The 22,209-nt window shown below is 71.7% G+C and carries 20 protein-coding genes; 10 read left to right on the top strand and 10 right to left on the bottom strand.

The features are described from left to right. The first annotated feature begins 132 nt into the window (after positions 1–132). Complete coding sequence (locus ACFRCG_RS00600; protein WP_380027150.1) at positions 133–1,896, top strand: gamma-glutamyltransferase family protein; 1,764 nt, start codon at positions 133–135, stop codon at positions 1,894–1,896. 24 nt (positions 1,897–1,920) lie between these two features. Here the strand turns inward: ACFRCG_RS00600 and ACFRCG_RS00595 are convergent, their stop codons facing one another. From ACFRCG_RS00595 to ACFRCG_RS00580, 4 genes are all read right to left on the bottom strand, one after another. Beyond that, positions 1,921–3,003 carry a translation initiation factor IF-2 gene (locus tag ACFRCG_RS00595; protein ID WP_380027148.1) on the bottom strand — a complete coding sequence of 361 codons (1,083 nt, stop codon included), beginning with the start codon at positions 3,001–3,003 and terminating at the stop codon, positions 1,921–1,923. Further along, positions 3,000–4,322 carry an ATP-binding protein gene (locus ACFRCG_RS00590; RefSeq protein ID WP_380027147.1) on the bottom strand — a complete coding sequence of 441 codons (1,323 nt, stop codon included), beginning with the start codon at positions 4,320–4,322 and terminating at the stop codon, positions 3,000–3,002. The genes ACFRCG_RS00595 and ACFRCG_RS00590 overlap by 4 nt, the downstream gene beginning before the upstream one ends. 43 nt (positions 4,323–4,365) lie before the next feature. Then, positions 4,366–5,445, bottom strand: coding sequence for a prenyltransferase (locus ACFRCG_RS00585; protein ID WP_380027145.1), 1,080 nt, complete (start codon positions 5,443–5,445; stop codon positions 4,366–4,368). A gap of 387 nt (positions 5,446–5,832) precedes the next feature. Then, on the bottom strand, positions 5,833–7,077 hold the full coding sequence (locus ACFRCG_RS00580; RefSeq protein WP_380027142.1) for an MFS transporter: 1,245 nt from the start codon (positions 7,075–7,077) through the stop codon (positions 5,833–5,835). Between the two features lie 182 nt (positions 7,078–7,259). Between ACFRCG_RS00580 and ACFRCG_RS00575 the strand changes: the two genes are divergently transcribed. The 4 genes from ACFRCG_RS00575 to ACFRCG_RS00560 all read left to right on the top strand — a co-directional run bounded on the left by ACFRCG_RS00575 (position 7,260) and on the right by ACFRCG_RS00560 (position 13,338). Continuing rightward, on the top strand, positions 7,260–7,799 hold the full coding sequence (locus ACFRCG_RS00575; protein WP_380027140.1) for a MarR family winged helix-turn-helix transcriptional regulator: 540 nt from the start codon (positions 7,260–7,262) through the stop codon (positions 7,797–7,799). Between the two features lie 769 nt (positions 7,800–8,568). Further along, positions 8,569–9,753, top strand: a complete 1,185-nt coding sequence (locus tag ACFRCG_RS00570) for a lipase family protein (RefSeq protein WP_380027138.1) — start codon at positions 8,569–8,571, stop codon at positions 9,751–9,753. Between the two features lie 427 nt (positions 9,754–10,180). Then, positions 10,181–11,452, top strand: coding sequence for an AAA family ATPase (locus tag ACFRCG_RS00565; RefSeq protein WP_380027135.1), 1,272 nt, complete (start codon positions 10,181–10,183; stop codon positions 11,450–11,452). Continuing rightward, positions 11,452–13,338, top strand: a complete 1,887-nt coding sequence (locus ACFRCG_RS00560; RefSeq protein ID WP_380027133.1) for a tetratricopeptide repeat protein — start codon at positions 11,452–11,454, stop codon at positions 13,336–13,338. Before ACFRCG_RS00565 ends, ACFRCG_RS00560 begins: the two co-directional genes overlap by 1 nt. A 45-nt stretch (positions 13,339–13,383) precedes the next feature. On the opposite strand, the gene ACFRCG_RS00555 is transcribed toward ACFRCG_RS00560, so the two are convergent. Further along, positions 13,384–14,088 (bottom strand): alpha/beta fold hydrolase, encoded by a 705-nt coding sequence (locus tag ACFRCG_RS00555; protein WP_380027131.1) that lies wholly within the window; start codon positions 14,086–14,088, stop codon positions 13,384–13,386. Positions 14,089–14,200: 112 nt separating this feature from the next. Here ACFRCG_RS00555 and ACFRCG_RS00550 point away from each other — a divergent pair, with 112 nt between their 5' ends. Then, positions 14,201–15,016, top strand: a complete 816-nt coding sequence (locus tag ACFRCG_RS00550) for an AraC family transcriptional regulator (protein WP_380027129.1) — start codon at positions 14,201–14,203, stop codon at positions 15,014–15,016. Positions 15,017–15,112: 96 nt separating this feature from the next. Here ACFRCG_RS00550 and ACFRCG_RS00545 read toward each other — a convergent pair whose 3' ends face one another. Continuing rightward, entirely contained in the window at positions 15,113–15,784 is a 672-nt protein-coding gene (locus ACFRCG_RS00545) for a TetR/AcrR family transcriptional regulator (RefSeq protein ID WP_380027127.1), read from the bottom strand. Between the two features lie 132 nt (positions 15,785–15,916). Here ACFRCG_RS00545 and ACFRCG_RS00540 point away from each other — a divergent pair, with 132 nt between their 5' ends. Continuing rightward, positions 15,917–16,927 carry a hypothetical protein gene (locus ACFRCG_RS00540; protein WP_380027431.1) on the top strand — a complete coding sequence of 337 codons (1,011 nt, stop codon included), beginning with the start codon at positions 15,917–15,919 and terminating at the stop codon, positions 16,925–16,927. A 192-nt stretch (positions 16,928–17,119) separates the two neighbouring features. On the opposite strand, the gene ACFRCG_RS00535 is transcribed toward ACFRCG_RS00540, so the two are convergent. Then, positions 17,120–17,821, bottom strand: a complete 702-nt coding sequence (locus ACFRCG_RS00535; RefSeq protein WP_380027125.1) for an SDR family NAD(P)-dependent oxidoreductase — start codon at positions 17,819–17,821, stop codon at positions 17,120–17,122. Positions 17,822–17,930: 109 nt separating this feature from the next. On the opposite strand from ACFRCG_RS00535, the gene ACFRCG_RS00530 reads away from it, so the two are divergent. The 3 genes from ACFRCG_RS00530 (at position 17,931) to ACFRCG_RS00520 (ending at position 19,876) form a co-directional block, all read left to right on the top strand. Continuing rightward, the gene (locus ACFRCG_RS00530) at positions 17,931–18,539 is read left to right on the top strand and encodes a TetR/AcrR family transcriptional regulator (protein ID WP_380027123.1); all 609 of its coding nucleotides are present in this window, start codon (positions 17,931–17,933) and stop codon (positions 18,537–18,539) included. 142 nt (positions 18,540–18,681) lie between these two features. Continuing rightward, positions 18,682–18,891 carry a hypothetical protein gene (locus ACFRCG_RS00525; protein ID WP_380027120.1) on the top strand — a complete coding sequence of 70 codons (210 nt, stop codon included), beginning with the start codon at positions 18,682–18,684 and terminating at the stop codon, positions 18,889–18,891. Positions 18,892–19,093: 202 nt separating this feature from the next. After that, the gene (locus ACFRCG_RS00520; RefSeq protein WP_126641854.1) at positions 19,094–19,876 is read left to right on the top strand and encodes an isoprenyl transferase; all 783 of its coding nucleotides are present in this window, start codon (positions 19,094–19,096) and stop codon (positions 19,874–19,876) included. Between the two features lie 12 nt (positions 19,877–19,888). Here the strand turns inward: ACFRCG_RS00520 and ACFRCG_RS00515 are convergent, their stop codons facing one another. The 3 genes from ACFRCG_RS00515 to ACFRCG_RS00505 form a co-directional block, all read right to left on the bottom strand. After that, complete coding sequence (locus ACFRCG_RS00515; protein ID WP_380027118.1) at positions 19,889–20,506, bottom strand: YciI family protein; 618 nt, start codon at positions 20,504–20,506, stop codon at positions 19,889–19,891. Positions 20,507–20,611: 105 nt separating this feature from the next. Beyond that, on the bottom strand, positions 20,612–21,511 hold the full coding sequence (locus tag ACFRCG_RS00510) for a carbon-nitrogen hydrolase family protein (RefSeq protein WP_380027115.1): 900 nt from the start codon (positions 21,509–21,511) through the stop codon (positions 20,612–20,614). 31 nt (positions 21,512–21,542) lie between these two features. Next, a complete protein-coding gene (locus tag ACFRCG_RS00505; RefSeq protein WP_380027112.1) occupies positions 21,543–22,205 on the bottom strand; it encodes a carbon monoxide dehydrogenase subunit G in 663 nt (220 codons plus the stop codon). Between the last annotated feature and the right edge of the window lie 4 nt (positions 22,206–22,209).

The following is a 22,209-nucleotide window of genomic DNA, read 5'->3' as shown; positions in this document are numbered from 1 at the left end:
TCCCCGGTTTGCCGAAGCGTGCGCATCCCCGCCGAATCACTTTCGGTAGCCGCGCGACCCCGCGAGACTGGCCGGATCGTGCTCGGCGGTGCCCCAGGGCGGGGCCGGGACGCCCGGCGCGGAGGAGGCGCGATGAGCGACTGGACGAGCCGGCCGACCGTACGGGGGACCTTCGGCGTCGTGTCGACCACCCACTGGCTCGCGTCGCAGTCGGCGATGGCGGTCCTGGAGGACGGCGGCAACGCGTTCGACGCGGCGGTGGCGGCCGGCTTCGTGCTCCAGGTCGTGCAGCCGCACCTGAACGGGCCGGCCGGGGAGGTGCCGATCATCCTCGCCCCGACGGGCGGCGCGGTCCGGGTGTTGTGCGGCCAGGGGCCCGCGCCGCAGGGGGCCACCATCGGGCACTACCGCTCCCTCGGCCTCGACCTCGTGCCCGGGACCGGGCCGCTGGCCGCCGCCGTGCCGGGCTCCTTCGACGCGTGGCTTACGCTGCTGCGCGACCACGGGACGAAGCCGCTCGCCGAGGTGCTGACGTACGCGATCGGCTACGCCGAGTCGGGACACCCCGTCTCGCCGCTGCTCGCCGCGACCGTGGCGCGGATGCGCGAGCAGTTCGAGACCGAGTGGACCAGTTCGGCCGAGGTGTACCTGCCCGCACCGCCAACCGGGACGCTCTTCCGCAACCCCGCCCTGGCCCGCACCTGGCGCACGCTGCTGCGCGCATGCGCGGGCGGCACGCGCGAGGCGGAGATCGAGGCGGCCCGGCGGATCTGGCGCGAGGGCTTCATCGGCGAGGCCGTCGCCGACTTCGCCGCGAAGCCCGCGATGGACACCTCGGGACGGCGCCACGCCTCCACCCTCGTGGGTGACGACCTCGTGCGATATGCGGCCCACTACGAGGAGCCGGCCGGCCACGACTGGCGGGGCTGGACCGTGTACAAGCCCGGCGCGTGGAGCCAGGGCCCGGTCTTCCTCCAGCAACTCGCGCTGCTGCCCGACGGGTTCGACTACGACGACCCCGAGTACGTACACACCCTGGTCGAGGGCACCAAGCTCGCCATGGCCGACCGGGAGGCCTGGTACGGCGACGCCGCGCCGGTGCCGCTGGACGAGCTGCTGGCGGGCGGGTACAACGCCGCCCGGCGCATGCTGATCGACGCACGGGCATCCCACGAACTGCGCCCCGGCGGCCCCGGCGGCCGCGTCCCGCGCCTGCCCGGCCTGCCGGTGGCGCGGGGCGAGGCGCCGGCCGCGTCGACCCGGCCGCCCGGCACCGGCGAGCCGACCGTTCGCGCCGACGGGGCGACCCGGGGCGACACCTGCCACCTCGACGTCGCCGACCGCTGGGGCAACCTGGTCTCCGCGACGCCCAGCGGCGGCTGGCTCCAGTCCAGCCCGGCGATACCCGGACTCGGCTTCCCGCTCGGCACCCGGCTCCAGATGGCCTGGCTGGAGCCCGGCCTGCCCAACTCGCTCACCCCGGGCCGCCGGCCCCGGACCACGCTGTCCCCGTCGATCGCCGTGCGCGACGGCGTGCCCGTGCTGGCCTTCGGCACGCCGGGCGGCGACCAGCAGGACCAGTGGTCCCTGCACTTCTTCCTCGCCGTGGCCCTCGGCGGCCTCGACCTCCAGGCCGCGATCGACGCCCCCAACTGGCACACCGCGAGCTTCCCCGGCTCGTTCCACCCCCGCACGATGAGCCCCGGCAGCCTCACGGTCGAATCCCGCCTCGGCGAAAAGGCCGTCGCCGCACTGCGCGAGCGGGGCCACCTGGTCACGGTCGACGAGCCGTGGTCCCAGGGCCGTCTGTGCGCGGTCGCGCGCGATCCCCACACGGGCGTGCTGTCGGCGGCGGCGGACTCACGCGGCTTACAGGGCTACGCGGTCGGGCGCTGACCCCGGCCCGACCGGGAGCCGCCGTCAGCGTGCGGCCGCGCGTTCCAACCGGATCAGCAGGAGGGCGGGCACCAGGGCCACCCAGAACAGGATCTGCGGGATCAGCCGGTCGGACCACGGGGTCAGCGCGATCACCACGGCGGTGGTGGTGATCCACGCGGATTGCCCCACCACCAGGCGGGCCCAGCCGACCCGGCGCACCAGCGACCACATGCTGAGCCGCACCCCCGTGCGCAACCGGCGGTAGCGGCGCCAGGCGCCGAAGGCCCAGGCCAGGGCCATCAGGGTCAGCGCCCAGACGCGGGTGCCGAGCGGGGCGGGCAACGACGTGGCGTCGTCGCCGGTGGGGAAGACCCGGGCCGCGAGCGCGGCCAGGACCAGGCAGACCAGGGCGATCCAGCGGGTCCCGCGCAACATGCGGAACACGGCCGCGTCGATCTGCTTGCGCAAGCGCTCCGAGTTCGGGTCGGCGACCAGCGCCGTGGCGGCGGCGTCGGCGGAGGCGGTGAGCTTGGCGCCGGCGCCGATCAGGGGTGCGCGGGCGGCGTCGTACTCGGCCTGGTCGGCGAGTTCGGCCAACGCCCAGGCGTTCTGCGGGTCCAGGCGCAACACTTCGCGCACGGCCCGGGCACGTACGTCGTTGCGGCCCACCAGCAGGGACGCCTTCCACAACGCGCGGTGGGCGTTGACCGCCTCCGGGCCGAACCGCACCGCCGTCGAGGCCGCGTCGAACGCCTCCGGCCAGCGCTCCTGCCACGCGGTCAACGCCTCGGACAGCGCCGCGTATCCGTTCCACAACTCGGGCGCGAGCCCGATCGCGGTGCGCGCGGCGGCCTCCGCCTCCTCGCGCCGCGTCGACCGGCGCAGCGCGTACGCCCGCACGATCAGCGCCTCGTAGTCGTCCGGCACGAGGGCCAACGCCGCAGCGGTGGCGGTCAGTACCTCCTCGTCCCGACCCAACGCCTGGTGCACATAGGCCAGTTGCACCCACGCGCGGACATCGTCCGGGTCCTCGGCCAGCCGCCGGGCGAGCAGTTCGCCCGCCTCCTCGTCCCGGTCGAGCGTCAGCAGCGCCCTGGCCTGTTCGACGAGCGGGTGCTCGGTCACAGCTTGCCGTTCTTTCGCAGGTAGCCGAGCAGGTCGTCGTAGGTTCCGCCGTCGTTGGCGAACATCGCGACGTTGCGCGCCGTGGCGAACCATGCCTCCGTGGAGGGCCGGATCGCCTTCGCCGCCGCAAGCAGGTCGGCCATGCCGATCATCCGGACCGAGCCGGTTCGCGCGGAGTCGAGCAGCGCGGACTCGGCGGCGCTCTCGCACACGTGCGCGAGGTCGGCGCCGGAGAAGCCGTCGGTGATCTTGACCAGCTTGCCCAGGTCGACCGAGGCGATCGGGCGTTGGCTCAGGTGGTAGCGCAGGATCGCCTCGCGCGCCGGGCGGTCGGGCGGCAGGACGAGCAGCGTGCGGTCGAGTCTGCCGGGGCGGCGCAGCGCGAGGTCGACGTCCCAGGGCACGTTGGTCGCGGCAAGCACGAACACGCCCTCGTTGACGTCGCCGACGCCGTCCAGTTCGGTGAGCAGTTGGTTGACGGTGTTGCGCAGGCCGCCGTGTTGGGTACGGCTGCGCTTGGCGCCGAGCGCGTCCAACTCGTCGAGGAAGACCACGCACGGCGCCTTGCGGCGGGCGGTGGCGAACACCTCGTGCATGTTGCGCTCGGAGTTGCCGATCCACATGTCCAGCACGTCGCTGATCGACACCGAGATGAAGTTCGCGCCCAGTTCGCCGGCGACGGCGCGGGCGATGAACGTCTTCCCGCAGCCGGGCGGCCCGTACAGGAGCAGGCCGCCGCGCAGGCTCTTGCCGTAGAGCCGGCGCAGTTCGGGGTTGCGCATCGGGGCCAGGAACGCGGCCTCCAGGCGGTCCTTGACCTCCTGCATGCCGCCGACGTCGGCGAGCCGCAACCCCTCGGGGGCCTCGACGTCCCACGCGCTCGCGTCGCCGGGGTCGCCGGAGCCGTCGGCGGCGAGGGGAGCCTCGGGGGTGGCCGGGGCCTGCGGCGCGACGAAGCGCGGCGGGACGACGCCCTCGACCTCCTCCTCGGCGGCGGCCCAGTCGAAACCGGCCGCGCGGGGCGGCTGCGGGGGAGCGGCGGGGGATGCGGCCGGTGCCTCCGCGGCGGCCGGCGCCGCGCCGCCCATCGCGCGCGCCATCAGCGCCCGCGCCTCCGGGTCCGCCGGCGCCTGGCTGAGCGCGACCGCCGTCTCGCCGACGGCGGCGTCCAAATGCCCGGTGTCGAGCAGCAGTTGGGCCAAATGCAGGCGCAGCGGCAGATCTCGGGGCGCCGCGTCGACGGCCGAACGCAGGCTCCGAATCAGCGGGGAATCCCGCACCGCCTCGGATTCGGGCGACGGGGAAAGCTCGTCGGACATACGCCCAGATTACGATCTTGGACGCTGCCCGACCCGACCGGGTTCAGGTCGAGGCCTTCTCGGCGGGGCACGGGATCGGGGCGATTTCGTCCACCCGGCGCAGCCGACGCAGCGCCATGACCAGGCGTACGCCGAACAACACGAGGAAGCCGGCCAGGATCGCGGTCAGGAAGCTCAGCGAGCCGGCCATACCGTCGTTGACCTGCGGATCCGTTGCCGTTTCGGCCAGTGTGCCGACCAGCGCCGCGCACACGATCAGGGCGACGTGGTTGGAAGCCCAGAACACCACGGGCGTCATCCGGCGCGGGTCGTGGTCGGCGAGCGCACCGGACCGCAGCCGGCCCACCAGCCACACCGACAGCGGCGCCGTGCCCGCCATCGCCGCGCAAACCGGCCAGGGGACCCATCCCGCAAGCGCGAACACGACGAGCGCCGCGTAGGCCGTGATCTGACACAGCGTGAAGATCACGATGACCCGGCGCGGTCCGAGCAGGACCGGCAGGGTGCGTTTGCCGACCCGGGCGTCGGACTCGATGTCGGCGAGGTTCATCACCATCATCCGCGCCGCCTGCAACAGCGCGGTCGGGGCCAGGATCAGCAGGATCAGCCCGGGGACGCCGCCCGCGAGCAGCGATACCGCCACGATCGGCCAGATCCCGTTGAGGCCGACGGCCACGGTCAGTTCGCCCAGTCCGCGATAGTTCAGCCGCAGCGGCGGCGCGGTGTAGAACCACGCGAGCGTGATGCCGGCGGCGGCCGTCAGGCGGGTGGGCAGCGTGGGCATCGCGACGGCGACGAACACGGCGCCGGCGAGCAGTACGAAGGCGGTGGACAGCGAGACGATCGGCCGGACCAGGCCGTCGACCAAGGCGCGGCTGCCGCCGGTCCAGGGTGTGTGGTAGCGGTTGGCGCGGTCCGCGTCGAGGTCGAAGTATTCGTTGCAGTAGTGCGTCATCAGGTGGGTGACCCACGCGAAGCCCTGGGCCAGCGCGTACCAACCGAGGTCGATGCGATGCCCCTCGTGCACCGCCACCGCCCCGCCGAGCGCGACGGGCAGCATGTTGTAGAGCAGGAACCGTAACCGGGCCAGCCGAACGAAGCCGATCCACTCGGTGCGGTTCACGGTTCCCCCTCGACCCGGCGCGCATGCCCGGGCCGAAGTCCGGCTGTGGCACCGGGACATGCGCGTACGACGTTCCCTGCCCCGGCGCGACCCGTCCAACGTACGAGAGGAACCCGCCCGCACGGAAGTCACGTTCGAGCCGGCCGGTGAGAGCCGCCGCCGTTTCCGGTTGTGGTGCCGTCCGAGCCGTGGCGCATCGCACCCGGGGAATCCGTGCGTTCGCCGGAATGGCTCTCTGTTGCCCCGCGCCTGCTCCCGGGTATGCGGGCGGACCCGAAAAGGCAGACCTGCGACGGCGACTCGGTGTGTTCGGTCGACGGGACAGATCGGCCTCCATCTCCACCCTTCGGCGCTCAACTCGCCGTCTGCGTGGCCGAGTTCACCCGTCTACCGGGCAGGCAGCGCCTGCCGTTCCGCTTCGGTCGTCGGGGTATCGCCATCGGTGTCGGACGGGGTCCGCTCGCCGGTGCGGCGGGTGGCGAGGGTGAGGGCCAGCGCGGCCGTGGTCAGGGCCACGCCGAAGCCGACGGCGCCGGCGACGCCCACGTGGTCGGTGAGCAGGCCGCCGAACAGCGCGCCGAGGGCGATGGAGGTGTTGTAGCCGAGGGTGTTGATGGACATGGCCGCCTCGAAGGTGTCCGGTGCGGCGGCCAGCGTCAGGTTGATCTGGCACAGGTTCACCGCGCCGAAGCAGACGCCCCACAGGGCCAGGGCGATGATCGCGCCGGTGCGCGAGCGGCCGATGGTCAGCAGGAGTACGAGGGCCGCCACGATTCCGGCGAGGGCGACGACGAAGGTGGCGTGCAGGCGTTTGCCGACGGTGTACCCGGCGGCGAAGTTGCCTGCCGCGCCGCCGATTCCGTACACGATCAGCAGCGCGGTGACGAAGCCCGGAGTGGCCGACGACTTCTCCTCCAGGAACGGCCGGACGAAGGTGTACGCCCCGAAGTGCCCGAGGACGTACAGCACGACGGTGATCATCACCAGCCGCAGCGGAACGTTCTTGACCGCCAGGCCGAAGACCTCCCGGGCCGGCACCGCGTTCTGCGACGGCAGCGAGGGGACGGTGACCGCGACGGCGAGGAAGACCACCGCGCTCAGGCCGCTCCAGATCAGGAACGTGGTTCGCCAACTCGTCAGATCCTCCAGGAAGGTGCCCAGCGGGATGCCGACCACCGTGGCGATCGAGATGCCGGAAAGCGCCACCGCCGCCGCGCGGTTCGCCTGGTGTTCGGGGACCAGACGCATCGCCATGCTCACGCCGATGGCCCAGAAGACGCCGTTGGCGAAGCCCATGACCAGCCGTGCGGCCAGGACGAGCGGGTAGTTGGGCGCGATCGCGGTGATCAGGTTGCCCAGCGCCAATACCGCGAGCAGCACGGTGAGCAGCGTGCGCCGGTTGACCCGGCGGGTCCAGGCGACGATGAACGGGACGCCGAGGCCGGCCGAGACGCCGTACAGCGTGACCATCAGCCCGGCGACGCCCACCGAGATGTCCAGGCTGGAGCCGACCGGGGTGAGCAGGCCGACGGGCATGAGTTCGGTGGTGACGAAGGTGAACAGGCTCGCGGTGATGACCGCGACGCCCAGCCACGACCGCAGGGCCGAGTGGGGATGTGCGTTCGGTGTCATTTCTGCTTTCCGGTGGGGGTTTCGGGGGTTTCGGGATTTCGGGCATGCCGAAAAAGGGCGCCGCACGGGCGGGAGGGAGGCTGGGGGGTGGGGAAGCGGGGTCGCCGATTTGTGTCCAGGCGTGACGGCCTAGATACTTTCCATGGAAAACAGATTACTTTCCGTGGAAAGGATCGTCAAGCATGGCCCAGGACCCCGCCGAGCCCCCCGCCGCCCCCGTTTCGCCCCAGGACGCCGATGCCCTCGATCGCATCGTCGGCCAGTGGCGTCGTGAGCGGCCCGACCTCGATCCGAGCCCGATGCATGTGGTCGGCCGGATCTCGCGCCTGCACTGGGCGTTGGAGGAGCGGCTGCTCCGGGTCTTCGGCCGATACGACATGGGCCGGGGCGAGTTCGACGTCCTGGCCACGCTGCGCCGCTCCGGTGCGCCGTTCGAGCTGAACGCCGGTGAGCTGAGCGGTTCGACGATGGTCACCTCGGGCGCGGTGACCAAACGTGTCGACCGCCTCGAACGCGCCGGCCTGGTCACCCGCCGCGCCGCCGAGGGCGACGCCCGAGGCCGGCTGATCCGACTCACCGACCGGGGCCGGGAGTTGATCGACGCCCTTGTCGGCGAACACCTCCACAACGAGTCGAACCTCCTCGCCGGCCTGACCCCCGACGAACAGGCCACACTCACCCACCTATTGCGCAAGCTGGGCCGCACGCTGCCGGACTACTGAGGTCCCGCGCCGGCGCCGCCGGCCGGCAAGGAGGTGAGCGTCGCCGCCTATGCCTCGTCGGCCGACGCCGAGGAGCAACGCCTCGTGTGGAGAACACGCCCTCCCCACCCGTCGGTTCGACCCGGCGGCCGAACGAAGGCGGGACCAGGGCTGTCCGCACTCGCAGAAGGCCGGACGAACGTTCTCCGCCACACACGCGACCTCTGGGAGTTTCGACGGCACCACCAGGAGGGGGCCGCTGCGCGACCACCGACGCGCGAGGAGGACCGCCTGCCCCGAACGCTGTGCCGACTGCCCCGGTTCACGGCTCACGCCGTCCCGACGGGCGAGCACAGCCGGCCCCGGGCCCGTCAGTCCGTGGCCCATCGTGTGGCGACGTCGAACCACCCGCTCCCCGGTGCACCGCGCGAGCACCCGACCGGCCGAGTACTCGAAATCGGACAACACGTAGTCCTCCCGCGCCCGATCCCGCTGATGTTCCGAACGCATGTCGATCGGGTACCCGGGCACCCACGTCTCCTCCACCCGGAACATTCTCCCCCTGAAACGCCCCCTGACGTACGGCTCTCCGGCCCTCCGGCCCTCCGGTCTCCCGGTGTGCCCGTGCTGGAGTTACCCCCCGATCGTTCGTGGGCCTCGGTGGAGTGATCGAGGGAAGTGGAATTCCTACCGTGGAGGCATGGAATCCTTACGGCGCGGATCGCGCGGAATCAGAATCGGTATCGGAATCGGTTTGCGGTACAAGCGGGTTGCCCGGGGTGCGGGCGCCGTGTGTGTCGGTGTCCTCCTGGCGTGTTCGGGAGCGGTTCCCGCGGCGTCGGCGGCCGGCGGCAACGGGACCGGGGGCGACGGGACCGGCCGCGGGACCCTCCTGTCCCACCACGTCGAGCGGTTGACGCGCGCGGAGGTGCGGGACGTGCTCAAGGCCGAGCAATTGCCCGAAACCGACGCCCGCCACCCGATCGACGTCCACCGGGTCCGCTATCGCACCATCGATCCCCAGGGACGGCCGACCGTGGCGAGCGGTGTCGTTGCGATCCCCAGGGGCGCCCCCCGCGCGCAGCGGGTGGTCGTGTACGAGCACGGCACCACCGTCGAGCGTGCGGGCGCGCCGAGCGGGTCGAACGCGCACGACAACCTGACCTATCCGCTGTACTTCGCGAGCGCGGGCCACTTCACCGTCGCACCCGACTATCTCGGCCTGGGCAGCGGCCCCGGCTTCCATCCCTACGAGCACGCCGCCTCGGAGGCGACGGCCTCCCTGGACCTGATCCGCGCCGCCCGCCGGTTGGCGGATCGGGCCCACCTCCGGCTCGACGAACGGGTGCTGGTCACCGGGTTCTCCCAGGGCGGCCACGCGGCGATGGCACTGGCGCGGTCGTTGGACGGCGGCGCGGATCCGCACCTGCGGCTCGGCGCGCTTGCCCCGGTGGCCGGCCCCTACGACTTCGACGGGGTCATGCGGCCCGCCGCGCTCGCGTACCAGGGCAAGGAAACCAACCTCTCGCTGGCCTACCTCATGCTCGCCTGGGGCCCCATCTACGGTCTGTACCGGAATCCGGCGGAGGTCTTCCGCGCGGATCAGGTCGAGAACGTGACGAACCTGTTCGCCGGCAAACTGCCCGACAAGGACGTGCTCGACCGGCTCCCCGACACCCTGGAAGGGCTGTTCCGGGCCGAGTTCGTGGCCCGGCTGCAACAGCCCGACGATGCGCTCGCAGCCGCGCTGCGGGCCAACGACGCGACCTGCTCGTGGACGCCTTCGGTACCCGTCGTGCTGTTCGGTGGCGCCGCCGACCATACGGTCCCGTTCGCGAACACCGAGAACTGCGCCCGCCGCCTGACCGAACGCGCCGCGTCCGTACGGGTCGTGAACGTCGGCCCGGTGGACCACTTCGCATCGCGGCGGCTTGCCATCCCGCAGGTACTCGCCGGGTTCGCCCGACAGGCCTGAACCGGTCCGGCGGACAGGGGAGCCCGATGGCCGCCGCAGACGAGGAGTCGGCCCCATCCCGGTGCCGCGCGCCGCCGTCGAGGAGTGCTCCGCGTCGTCTACCGGGCTCGGCAGTTGGACGACCGTCGGCCAGTCGTGGTCGGCGGCGTCCAACCGCAACCGCTCCCGAGCCGCGCGTTCCTTGGGAGTCAACCCGCCACCCTGCGTATACCGCATATCCACGGCATAGCGCAGGGATCTTCAACCGCCCACGACATCACGACGAAAACCTCAGTAGCGCGCGCATCAGGGCGCGTCGCGCCGTCACCGAGGCGTCGCTGTACGTCGAGCGCGGATTTCGCCGCGCCGACCGGCCGGATAGCGCGGGAGCGTCGTGCCGGGCCGCTCCGTGCGGATAGCTTCCTGCGGAGTCCACGGAGGAGGTCGCATGTCGGTCGCAGGTTCTGCCGAGAGTCCCCTGGTGGAGGCATTGCGGCAAGCGGTCGCGGCGGCGCCCGATCGGCCCGAATACCGCCTGCATCTCGCGGAAGCCCTGATCGCCGGGGGAGCCGCGGTGGACGCCGTCATGGAGATCGCCGAGGCGCTGAAGCTGGATCCGGATTCGGTCGCGGCGCGTGATCTGATGGCCGTGGCCGTTGATCGGGCTGCGGGCTCCGCGCCGGCCGAGGCCGCGCGCCCCGCCGCCGCCGAGCCGTCCCCGCCCCCGACCGACGCGTCGACGGCTTCCTTCGACTGGTCGGCCGCCGAGAACGATCTGGGCGACACCCCGCAGCCCGAGCGCTTTCGGGTCGCCAACCACGACGAGCACGGCCCCGCCGACACGTTCGAGACCGAGCGCCCCACCGTCACACTCGCCGACGTGGGCGGCCTCCAACACGTCAAGGACCGCCTCGACAGCGCGTTCCTCGCCCCCATGCGCAACCCCGAACTACGCCGCATGTACGGCAAGTCGCTGCGCGGCGGCCTCCTGCTGTACGGTCCGCCGGGTTGCGGCAAGACGTTCATCGCGCGAGCGGTGGCCGGCGAACTGGGCGCGTCGTTCGTCTCGGTCGGCATCTCGGACGTGCTGGACATGTGGATCGGCAACTCCGAACGGAACATGCACGAGATCTTCGTGGCCGCGCGCCGCCACGCCCCCTGCGTGCTGTTCTTCGACGAGATCGACGCCCTGGGCAGGCGCCGGAGCCAACTGCACAGCAGCGCCATGCGCACCACCGTCAACCAGTTCCTCCAGGAGCTGGATTCCGTCGACGCCGGAAACGAGGGCGTGTTCGTACTCGGCGCCACCAACAGCCCGTGGGATGTCGATCCCGCGCTGCGCCGCCCCGGCCGCTTCGACCGCACCCTGCTGGTCCTGCCCCCGGACTCGCCCGCCCGTGAGGAGATCCTGCGCTTCCACCTCCAAGACCGTCCGATCCGCGAGATCGATGTGCCGTCGCTCGCCGGGCGCACCGAGGGCTATTCCGGAGCGGACCTGGCGCACCTGTGCGAGTCGGCCGCCGAGAAGGCGCTCGTCGACTCGATCCGCACCGGCGAGGTACGGCTCATCGGCATGCCCGATTTCGACGCCGCTCTGGGCGAGTTGAAATCCTCGGTCACCTCCTGGTTCGAGGCGGCCAAGTCCGTCGCGCTGTTCGCGAACGAAGGGGGCGCGTACGACGATTTGGCCGCCTATCTCCGCGAGAAAAGGCTGCTCTGATGCCGGTCGGCGGGGCCGGCGACGTACTGGGCAAGGACGTCGAGCGGGCGCGAAACCTGATCGACATCCACAGGTACGGTGACGCGGAGGCCGTACTGCGCCGCGTCCTCGCGGCCGATCCCGACCACTTCGGCGGTCTGTCACAGCTGGCGTGGTTGTTGGATCTCGACAACCGTCCGAACGAGGCCGCCGAGGTCGCCGCCCTGCTCGTCGCCCGCTACCCCAACCACCGGGAGGGCCATCGGCGCTTCGGGTGGATCCGCTTCCATCAGCGACGCAGGGCCGAGGCCGAGTCGCACGCCCGCCGCGCCGTCGAACTCGCCCCCGATGCCGCCGACATGTGGACGTTGCTGGGCAGGATTCTGGCCCTGTTCCCGGGCCGCACGGACGAAGCGCTCGCGGCGGCCGACGAGGCCATTCGGCTGGATCCGCACGGCGGCGCGGGGTACCAGGTCCGCGCTCGCATATACAGCGCGAACAAGCGCTGGTCGGACGCGGAGGCCGCGCTGGCGGAGGCCCTTGCCCGCGCCCCGCACAGTACCGACAACCTGGCGGACATGGCACTGGTCAAGCTGCGGCTCGGGAAGATCGAGGAGGCGCGCGGCCTGCTGACGAGCTGTCTGCGTCTGGATCCGTCACCGAGGGCCGTCCGCGATGTGATCCGAGACATCGAGACCAACGGCTTCTGCGAGCAGTTGGCCGATGTCCACGCACTGGCCTGCTTCGCCGTCGGGCGCCCCCGCCTCAACGTGCCGGGAGCCGCCGGGAACGACGGCGAACTCCTCACCGAGCAGGCGCGATTGGCGCAGACCCTGTGGCGGGAGGCGAAACGGTGGGGACACACGTGGCCCAGGGCGGCGGGCGAGCAGGCCCGCGCACTGGTCACCGCGATCCTGGCGGCCGACCCGACGCACCGCGTGGGCCGCGAAGCGGCGATGGCCATCGCCGACGAGGACGGGGACCACGTCGGTGCGGACGCCCTGGCGACCGGCCTGCTCGCCGACGGGTACGACGACGTACCGCACACCTACCTCGTCGCCATCGACGCCGCCGTGAAGCTTGCCCGGGCCGCCGATGCCCTGGATCTCGCGCAGACCGCCGCGGCCCGGCATCCGGACCACCTCGAACTCTCGTGTTGGCATTGGCGCATGCTGCTCACCGCGGGGCACCGCACGGAGGCGGTGGCCGCGGCCGGACACGCGACAGGGCTCGCGGCCGCGAGCCCGCGCCGTCCGCTCATCGAACTCGCCCGCGCGGCGACCGAGTCCGGCTCGAGTCACGACGCGGTGCAACTCCTGGACGCGGTCCTGACACCGACCACGGGCGCCCACCTCGGCCGGCTGCACCGCGCCGCACTGCTCGTACGGGCCCACAACTTCGTCGATGCCGAAACGTTGTTGGCCTCGGGCCCGCCGTCGGCCGACGGGCTGACACACGTGATGCTCGCCTCGGCCCGTCTGACGCAGGGCAAGTGGACGCGGGCACTCGCCGACCTGGAGCGGGCGTTCGCCGCGCCCGCGCGGGAGTCGACGGTGCCTCGGCTGATTCGGGACCAGGTGCGGAACTGGGGGGTGCCGTACGCGCTTCGCGAGGTCTACCTCGAAGCGCTGACCCTGCTGGGCGAGGCGGACTCGTCGGACGCCATGGTCCCATCGGACAGGGCGAACCTCTGGTACGGACTCGTGGGTCTGTTGATGATCGCGGCGACAGAGGACAACCCTGAGGCGCTGCGGTGGGCACGAGCCGTCGCGGCGGACGCGCGCGCGCTCGACCCGAAGCACGCGTCCGGCTCCGTGATCGAGGCGATCCTCGCCGACCCGGAATCCGCCGACGCGCGCACGTTCGTGGAGACGGTGCGCACACGCTTGGCCGCCGCCGTGACCTAGCCGTATCGTCCACGGAGGTTGCCGACGGCTTGTATTCGAGAGCGGTCAGGAAGCGGGTATCCGGGCTGTCGTGGTTGGGCTGTGTGGGGTCGTCAGGAGGTCGGCGACGGCTTGCGGGGCCTCGCGCATGGCGTTGTGGGCGGTCGGGAGGTCGTGGACCTGCCAGGCCGGGTCGGCTTGCAGGCGGGTGCGGAGGTGCGTGAAGGGGGTGCCGTCCTCCCAGCCGGAGCAGTGGACGAACTCGCGGCGGGGGACCCGGTCGACCGCGCCGGTGAGGTGGATCGCCTGGGTGAACGAGGCGAGGGGGTGGGGCCGGCGGCGGGGGTCGCCGCCGGCGGGTGGGAGTACGGCGTAGCCGTTGGTCGCGGCGCCGGCCAGGAACTTCTGTCGGTAGTCGTCGCTTGTCGACGACCAGCACGATTCGCCGTCGCGCGGGACGTAGGCGTCGAGGTGTACGAGGCGCGCGACCCGACCGTCGGCTCGGTCGGCGGCGGCGGCGATCACCATGCCGCCGTAGCTGTGGCCGACCAGTGTCGCGTCGGTGAGGTGGGCACGATCGAGGAGGCGCAATACGTCGTCGGCGTGCGTGTCGAGGTTGGCGGTCGCCACCGTCGCGGCGTCGTCGTCGGGCCGCAGGCCGGTCAGGGTGAGGGCGTGGACGGTGTGCCCGGCACGCTCCAGGAGTGGTTTCACCGGGTCGTACGACCACGCACCGTGCCAACCGCCGGGTACGAGGACGAATGTCGCCATGGGTTTTCCTTTCTTCGACCGCGGCGGCATCGCCGGGTGCGCCGTCTGTGGCTCGGGACCACTCCAGATCACCACGTCGGGCCCTGGCCGACCACCGATAAACTGCCGCATCATGCCCGAACGCCGCCAACCGCGTGGAAGCGCCGAAGTGACGTCGGAGGTGTGGCCGTCCGGTGGGCGCCACCTCTGGCCGTCCGGCGGAGCGAGCGCGCCGCAGTCGCATTCGCGCGGGCACTTGGTCTACGCGGCCACCGGCGTCCTGACGGTGCACACCGACCGGGGCACTTCGATCGTCCCGGCCGACCGGATCGCCTGGACGCCCGCCGGATGCCCGCACCGGCACCGCGCCCACGGCGACACCGACATGCGTATCGTCTTCCTCGCCCCGTCCCTGGCCCGGCGCATCCCGGACCGGCCCGCCGTGTTCCTGGCCTCCGGCCTCGCGCGCGAGGTCCTGCTCGCGCTGACCGCGCCCCGCGACGACGACGGCTCCGCGGCGCAGGCCTACGGCCGCGGCGCCCGTTCCCGCCTGCTTCGTGTGCTCGTCGACGAACTCCGGGAGACGCGCGAGCAGCCACTGCACCTGCCGGAGCCCCGGGACGACCGCTTGCGATCCCTCGCGCGGATCCTGTCCGAGACCCCGGCGGACAACTCCACACTGGCCGAACTCGGACACGCGGTCGGCGCCGGCTCGCGCACCCTCAGCCGCCTGCTGCGCGACGAACTCGGCATGACCTTCCACGAGTTGCGCACCCAACTCCGCATCCACCACGCACTCGTACTCCTCGCCGCCGGCCACGACACCACCCGAACCGCCCACGCGTGCGGATGGGCCAACCCCAGCGGCTTCATCACCGCCTTCACCCACGTCATCGGCACCACCCCGGGCCGCTACCGCACGGGCGGCACGAGCCGGCGGGATCGGTGAAGGGGTGCGGTTCGATCCGGCGGGTGCCTTTCCGTGTGGGTCGGGTCGCTCCTCTGGGATGGTCGGGCCGGTAGCACCGGCCGTTCTCGTCGACGGTCACGCCCCGCCCGAGTCACGGCGGGCGTGTTGCTCGGCGGCGTCCAACGCGGGTGCGAGCGGGGCCAGCGCCGTGCGGAGCCGGTCGGGCAGCGAGCCGGAGGGCACGACCAGTCCTGCGGCGGCGAAGCTCTCGGCGGACTCCGCGTTCCCGGCCGGCTGGAGCCAGCCTTCCAGCGCGATGCGAACTGCTGCGGCCACGCTTGCCGCGAGGACGCGGGCCGTGTGCGCTTCCGCGTCGTGAAGGCGTTCGGCGATGACCGCCGTGAGAGGGAGCTCGATGCCGGCGGTGGTATCGAGGAACGCGTCGCGCAGCGCGGTCCGGGTGGTGATCAACAGCAGTGCCTTGTGTTCGCGCTCGCCGGTGTTCGTGTACTGCTCGACCACCGCTTCGGTGACGGCGTCGGCCAGGCGCACTCCCGTGGGCCGGGCCGCGACCGCCGCCGCGATGCGCGCCTCCCGGTCCGCGGTGACAGCGGAGACGATCGCCTGCTCGCGGCCGGCGAAGTAGTTGTTGTAGGTGCGCGGCGAGACCCCGGCCGCTTCGGCGATGTCCTCGACCCGCACCCGGTCGGGCCCGCGCTCGACGGCCAGGCGCAGGGCCGCCTCGCGTAGGGCCTCGCGCGTGGCCTGTTTCTTCCGCTCCCGCAGCCCCGGTGGTGGTGTCGTCACGGCGTCAGCGTTCCACACAGGGCTGCGAGCACGCAAAGTTGCGCGTACGAAAACTTGCGTGCGCGCATTTTTCCTGTCAGCCTCGACCGGACCGAGACCGGCGGAGAGGACGGCATCATGCGAGCAAGGGGAATGACCTACGACACCGGATTCGTCGTGCGCGGCCGGATATCCCGCGAGCACTTCGACCCCGCGGTGGTCCGGCGCGAGCTCGCCATCATCCGCGACGACCTGCACTGCAACGCGGTCCAGATCATGGGTGGCGACCCGGACCGACTGGAGTCGGCCGCCGGTGCCGCCGCCGAGCTCGGCCTGGAGGTCTGGTTCGCGCCCTACCCGCTGGAGCTGGATCCGGACCGGATCCTCACGCTCTTTCGCGACTGCGCCGAGCGAGCGGAGCGGCTCCGGCGGCAGGGGGCCACAGTCGTGTTCGTCGCAGGGGTCGAGCTGAGTGTGATGAACCGCGGGTTCCTGCCCGGAGACAGCCCCGAGGAGCGGGTCGAGCAGCTGATGGGCCGGCCCGAGCGGCGGGCCGAAGCGATGCGCGAGCTCGGCGGGCGCATGAACCCGTTCCTGCGCGACGCCGCGGCCACGGTCCGCGAGCACTTTCAGGGCAAACTCACCTACGCGGCCATCCAGTTCGAGCAGGTCGACTGGACTCCCTTCGACGTGGTGACGTTCGAGCTGATCCGCTCCGCCGAGGTCGCCGACCGGTTCCGGGACGCGGTGCGCACCCTGGCCCAAGGCCCGAAGCCGCTCGCCATCACCGGGTTCGGCACCGCGGCCTACCGCGGCGCGGGAGACCGCGGTGGGCGGGTGCTGGAAGTGGTCGAGTACGACTCGGAGACCAAGGCCCCCGTACGGCTGAACGGCATATACGAGCGTGACGAGGCCGGCCAGGCCGCATATCTGAGCGAACTGCTGGAGATCTTCGAGACCGAGGGCGTGGACAGCGCGTTCGTATTCCTGTTCGCCTTGCCCGGCTACCCGCATCGCCCGGACGGCGATCCCAGGGATGACTTGGACCGGGCCGGCCTGGGCATCGTCAAACTCCTCGAAGGGCGCCGGGGGCAGACCTACCCCGACATGGAATGGGAACCCAAGGCCGCCTTCACGGCAGTGGCGCAGCGGTATCGGAGGTGACAGGACCGGCGCACGGTGACCACGGCTCGGGATCCGCATTGCGCCGCAGGGCGGATCCCGAGCAGATGGAAGCCCGGCGATCATGCTTCGTCCTGGTGATTCCCGCCGTAATGCCGGTTCCCGAAAACTCACCGATCGCCGCCGAATCGGCACACCAGGGTGATCGGGGATTCGTGAGCGTGGACCCCGGAACTACCAGGGCACCACCTCGCCGTTCAGGTCCAGGAACTGGAGCCCGGGGGAGCCCGCCTGCGCCTCCAGGACGTCGACCACCGCCGGGATGCTCTCCTCGGGGGCCAACGGTGCGTCGAAGCCGCCCAGCCTGGTCCGGTTGTGGCCCGGGTCGATGAGGAGCTTCGTGTGGTCGTCGTCGGCGTGGCGGGTCGTGTAGCTGCGCATCAGCTGGTTGAGCGCGGCCTTGCTGGCCTTGTACAGCTCGTAACCGCCCTCGGTGTTGCGCGAGATGCTGCCCTGGTCGGAGGACATCACCGCGACCGTCCCGCCCGGCGCGACGAGTTCGCGCAGTGCTTCGAGGGTGCGCAGCGGGCTGAACGCGTTGGTGATCATCACCTCGGTGAACATCTCCGTCGGGACCTGGTCGATCGGCAGATCGCCCCGGTCGATCGCGGCGTTGACGAAGAGCAGGTCGAGTCGCGTACCCGCCAGGTGCTTGCGCAGCGACGCCAGATCCTCGGCGCTGGTCATCTCCAACGACTCGACCGTCAGCCTGCCTCCCGATCGCCGGGCCATCGCGCGCAGTTCGTCGCCGTCCGCGCGCACGGTCGCGGTGACCTGCCAGTCGCGGCGAACCAGTTCGTCGGCGAGGACGAGGCCCAGACCGCGGGAGGCGCCGATGACGAGGGCCCGGCGCGGGGTCGTGGTGGTGCTGGACACATTCGCTCCTTCATGAGGTCGATGGCTCCAATCTAGACGCGACGTCGTGTCTAGACAAGACGTTGCGTCAAGACTGGATCGCGGCGGTGCCGCCCGGTACGGTGTCCCCATGTCCGCCGCCAGCTCTTCGCCCCCCAGGGCGCACTCCGGGAATCGGCGCGACGAGGCCGCGCGTCTGGCCGTGCTCCACGCCGCAGACGACCTGCTCGTCGAGCACGGTTTCGGTGCGCTGACCATCGAGTCCATCGCCCGCCGGGCCGGTGTCGCCAAGCAGACGATCTACCGCTGGTGGCCGTCGAAGGTCGAGATCCTGCTCGACGTACTCGTCGAGGACAGCGAAAAGCGCTTCCCGGTGCCGACGGAGGAGCAGCCGACGGCCGACGACATCCGGCGTTATCTGCGGGCCTTCGCGCGCTTCGTCACCCGCGATCCGGCGGGCCGGGTCCTGCTCGCGCTCCTGGCCGAGGCCCAGCACCACTCCGCCACGGCCGCCTCGCTGCACGAGCGCTATCTCGACCCCCGCCGCGCCGCCGAGCGCGACCTGCTCGCCCGTGCCACCGCCGCCGGCGAGATCGCCCCCGACCTGGCCCCCGACGCCACGATGGACGCCCTCGTCGGCCCGATCGTCTACCGCGCGATGACCGGCTCGACCATCCCGCGCGCCCTGGTCGACACCCTCGTCACGGACCTGCTCAAGCCCCGGCGTCCCGCGGCCTGAGCAGCGTCACCGGGCCACGCGCAGCCATGTCCCCGTGCCGGCGAAGACGTCGACGAGCCCCGGTGCCTCGATCCCGCGGCCTGTCGCGCGCCGGCCGATGTGACCGCCGGCGGCCGTCCGGGCGGATGGTTGACTGCGTCGCATGGACCCCACGCGTACCTTCCGAGCCGCGCCGCCGTTCGACCCCGAACTGGGCGGCGGGGCGTCGGCGCAGCCGCTGACGCCGGAAAACCTCGCGGAGCGGCAGGCCCGGTATCAGGTCGGCGTAGTAGGCCACGGACACCTCGGGTGGCGGACCGCCGTCTCCGGCGCGCCGCGGCCGGCGAGCGTGCGGTCCGACCGGTGGAAATGACGCCGAATAGCGTGTGGCCGATATACGGTAATAGTCCCATATATGACATATGAACTACAGTGGCCCCGGCGTGTCCGCGGGTGTGGCACCCGGCCAAGTAGCCTGTGTGGTAACGGTTTTGGAGAGGCTTGGCGAAGCGGGTGAGGTAACCCCCTGGTAGGGTCCGCCGAGGCTGCCACGACGTGATGCGACGGAGAAGGTCATGAAGCTGCTCCCGCTGTTCATTCGACGGCCGATCGAGGCGGTGTACGAGCGCCGGCTGGCCTCGACCCTGGTCGGGCTGCCGCGTCCGCAGAATGTCGGGATCATGCTCGACGGCAATCGGCGCTGGGCGCGCAAGGCGGGACACTCCGATGTGCGGGAGGGCTACCGCGCCGGCGGCGCGAAGGTGACCGAGTTCCTGGGCTGGTGCAGCGCCGCCGGGATCGAGCACGTGACCCTGTTCATGCTCTCCGACGACAACCTCGGCCGGCCCGCCGAGGAGCTGGGCCCGCTGATCGAGATCATCGAGGAGACCGTCCGGGACATCACCGCCGAGGGCCGCTCCTGGGAGGTCCAGGTGATCGGCTCGCTGGACATGCTGCCCGGTGCCGGTGCCCGGGTGCTCAAGGAGGCCACCGCCGCGACGGCCGGGCGCGGCGGGCTCAGAGTGGACGTCGCGGTCGGCTACGGCGGCCGGCGCGAGATCGTCGACGCGGTCAAGAGCGCGTTCGAGCAGCACATGGCGGCCGGCGGCGACCCGGCCGAGCTGGTCGAACGGTTCGAGATCGAGGACATCTCGCGGCACCTGTACTCGCCGACCGCCGCCCACACCGACTTCATCATCCGCACATCCGGCGAGCAGCGGCTGTCCGGCTTCCTGCTCTGGCAGTCCGCCTACGCCGAGATGCACTGGGTGGACTGCTACTGGCCGGCCTTCCGGCACGTGGACTTCCTGCGCGCACTGCGCTCGTACGCCACCCGCGAACGCCGCTTCGGCAAATAGCCGCCGAGCCGATCAGTCGTCGTCCTGATCCCGGCCGCCGAAGCACCACGCGTGCGCCTCGATGCTCGCGTACAGGTCGGCCCGGGCATACGGGCTCCGCCCGAGCAGCGCCCGCGCCGTCGCGTGGTCCGGGAGTTCGGCCAGGATCGCGGTGCCCAGCCACCGCGCACCGTCCTCGGACAGCAGCGGCCCGCACACGATCAGCGACCCGGCGTGCTCGCCGTCGAGCAGATGGCGGCGCTGTTCGGCATGCAGCGCGTCCCGGGCCGCGGTGCTGCCGGGCCGAGCGTGGGCGAGGAGCAAAAAGCGCGGCCCCGCCGGCGAACTTCCCTCGAAGTCCCACATCTTCCGGCCCAGCGTGTTGCCCCACCGGCGGATCAGCACCTCCGGCTCGTACACGCCAGCCCGGTGGTTCGGCTCGTCGTAGGCGAACTCCCGGACAGCGTCGGCATCCGGCAGATCGACGATGTGCACACTGCCGGTCACCGTCTGCCCGTCGGCGGCGAACGTCGGTCCCCGGGCGATCATGCCCTCGGCGTAGCGGTCCATGAACGCCCAGTGCGCTTCCAGGAGTTCGTCGCGCAGTGCGCGAGTCCCCGGCCGGTCGCGACAGTAGAACAGGTACTCCATGTCGGATCCCCCCGTGCGGTGTCGCCACGCATGCTACGCGCGACGGGCCGGCAGGGGGCAACCCCCGCCGGCCCGTCGGTCGTTCGTGGCAACCGCCTGTCCCGCCTACCCGTGCGGGAACGTCGTCTTCGCCGGACGCACCAGGTCGTCCGCGTAGTTGGCGATCAGATCCAGGTTGCGGTCGGCCAGGTGGTCGAACACCTGCGGCACGCTCGAACCCGGGGTCAGCGACGCCAACGCGCGCTCCGGGTCGAGCCGAGCCGAGACCCAGCCCTCGTGGGAGGACCCGCGTGCGATCACCTCGGCGCCCGGCGTGACGATCATCGAGTTGCCGAAGTACAACACGCCGGCCGGGTCGCTGCCGGTGGCGTTGGCGCCGACGACGTAGACGTGGTTGTCGTACGCCCGCGCGCGGTTGGTGAGTTCCCACAGGTCGGCGGAGCGCAGCAGCGCCGACGGACGGCAGATCACCTCGGCGCCCCGCACGGCCTGGATCCGGCTCAGCTCCGGGTAGTCGCCGTCGAAGCAGATGATCATGCCGATCCGACCGAGGTCGGTCTCCACCACACTGACGTGCTCACCGGGCGTCACCCACCCACCGCGCGAGCGCAGTTCGGGGCCGAAGGGGTGAGTCTTGCGGTACACGCCGAGCACCTGCCCGTCGGGACCGGCCAGCACCGACGAGTTGTACACCTCGCCGCGCTCGGCGCCGCGCTCGTACGTGCCCCACACCAGGTGCACGCCCAACTCCCGGGCCCGCTCCTGGAACGGCTCGGTGAGCCCGCCCGGGACGGCGTCCACCAGGTCCCACAACTCCTCGGCGGGCAGCGCCGGGGTGAAGCCCGTGGTCACGCTCTCCGGCAGTACCACCAACTCCGCGCCGGTCGACTCGACGCAGCGGGTCACCCACTGCAACGCGTGGGCGATGTTCGCCTCGACCACCGCCGCCGTGAGCGGCCCCGGGCGAGGCACGACCTGAACGGCCGCGGCCGTGAACGCACGCATGTTGACGCTCCCTTCCCGAAATCGAACCGGATCAGCGCCGACGCGCGATCACGCCGCCGACGATCGCGCCCAGCAGCGCCACCGCCGCGCCGAACAGCGCGCCCTTGGCGAAGTCGTCGCCGGAGAAGGCGGACGCCGGGGCCGCGTACGTACCCGCCGGAGCCGCGACCGCGCCGCCATCCGCCGTCGCCACCACGGGAGTCCCGTTGACCGCCGCCGGCACGCCGCCCTTCGGCGCGGCCGTGAGCGGCGTCTGCCCGGTCAGGATCTTGTCCACCGATTTGAAGAACTCGCCGGCCGTCTTCTTGGCCACCCCGGTCAGCATGCGCTGCCCGACACCGCCGATCACCCCGCCGACCACGGCCTCCGCGTCGTACTCCAACCGCGTCCGGCCGCCGTCGATGTCCTCCAGCGTCACCTTCACCTCGGCGCTGACCGTGCCCGGACCGCCCGAGCCGGACGCCTTGAGCATGAACGAGCCCGGCGGTACCTGGTCGGTGAGCTGCACGTTGCCCAGGTAGGTGCCCTTGATCGAGGCCACGCCCATCGTCACGGTCATCCGGTACGCGTCGGGGCCGGTCTCCTCCAGCCTCTCGCAGCCGGGGATCGTGCGGGTGAGCACGGCCGGGTCGTTCAGCGCCGCCCAGACCTTGTCGGCAGGGGCGTTCAGGATGGCGTTTCCTTGGACCTTCATGCTG

The organism is Embleya sp. NPDC056575, from assembly GCF_042793325.1.
Classification (GTDB): Bacteria; Actinomycetota; Actinomycetes; order Streptomycetales; family Streptomycetaceae; genus Embleya.
The sequence above is the reverse complement of the archived record's forward strand: the minus strand, read 5'-3'. Positions and strand labels throughout refer to the sequence as shown.

Excerpts from the sequence above, each read along its gene's own strand:
- ACFRCG_RS00600 (WP_380027150.1), top strand. The coding sequence starts at position 133 with ATGAGCGACTGGACGAGCCGGCCGACCGTACGGGGGACCTTCGGCGTC.
- ACFRCG_RS00590 (WP_380027147.1), bottom strand. The coding sequence starts at position 4,322 with ATGTCCGACGAGCTTTCCCCGTCGCCCGAATCCGAGGCGGTGCGGGAT.
- ACFRCG_RS00580 (WP_380027142.1), bottom strand. The coding sequence starts at position 7,077 with ATGACACCGAACGCACATCCCCACTCGGCCCTGCGGTCGTGGCTGGGC.
- ACFRCG_RS00575 (WP_380027140.1), top strand. The coding sequence starts at position 7,260 with ATGGCCCAGGACCCCGCCGAGCCCCCCGCCGCCCCCGTTTCGCCCCAG.
- ACFRCG_RS00565 (WP_380027135.1), top strand. The coding sequence starts at position 10,181 with ATGTCGGTCGCAGGTTCTGCCGAGAGTCCCCTGGTGGAGGCATTGCGG.
- ACFRCG_RS00560 (WP_380027133.1), top strand. The coding sequence starts at position 11,452 with ATGCCGGTCGGCGGGGCCGGCGACGTACTGGGCAAGGACGTCGAGCGG.
- ACFRCG_RS00555 (WP_380027131.1), bottom strand. The coding sequence starts at position 14,088 with ATGGCGACATTCGTCCTCGTACCCGGCGGTTGGCACGGTGCGTGGTCG.
- ACFRCG_RS00550 (WP_380027129.1), top strand. The coding sequence starts at position 14,201 with ATGCCCGAACGCCGCCAACCGCGTGGAAGCGCCGAAGTGACGTCGGAG.
- ACFRCG_RS00540 (WP_380027431.1), top strand. The coding sequence starts at position 15,917 with ATGACCTACGACACCGGATTCGTCGTGCGCGGCCGGATATCCCGCGAG.
- ACFRCG_RS00530 (WP_380027123.1), top strand. The coding sequence starts at position 17,931 with ATGTCCGCCGCCAGCTCTTCGCCCCCCAGGGCGCACTCCGGGAATCGG.
- ACFRCG_RS00525 (WP_380027120.1), top strand. The coding sequence starts at position 18,682 with ATGGACCCCACGCGTACCTTCCGAGCCGCGCCGCCGTTCGACCCCGAA.
- ACFRCG_RS00520 (WP_126641854.1), top strand. The coding sequence starts at position 19,094 with ATGAAGCTGCTCCCGCTGTTCATTCGACGGCCGATCGAGGCGGTGTAC.
- ACFRCG_RS00515 (WP_380027118.1), bottom strand. The coding sequence starts at position 20,506 with ATGGAGTACCTGTTCTACTGTCGCGACCGGCCGGGGACTCGCGCACTG.
- ACFRCG_RS00510 (WP_380027115.1), bottom strand. The coding sequence starts at position 21,511 with ATGCGTGCGTTCACGGCCGCGGCCGTTCAGGTCGTGCCTCGCCCGGGG.
- ACFRCG_RS00505 (WP_380027112.1), bottom strand. The coding sequence starts at position 22,205 with ATGAAGGTCCAAGGAAACGCCATCCTGAACGCCCCTGCCGACAAGGTC.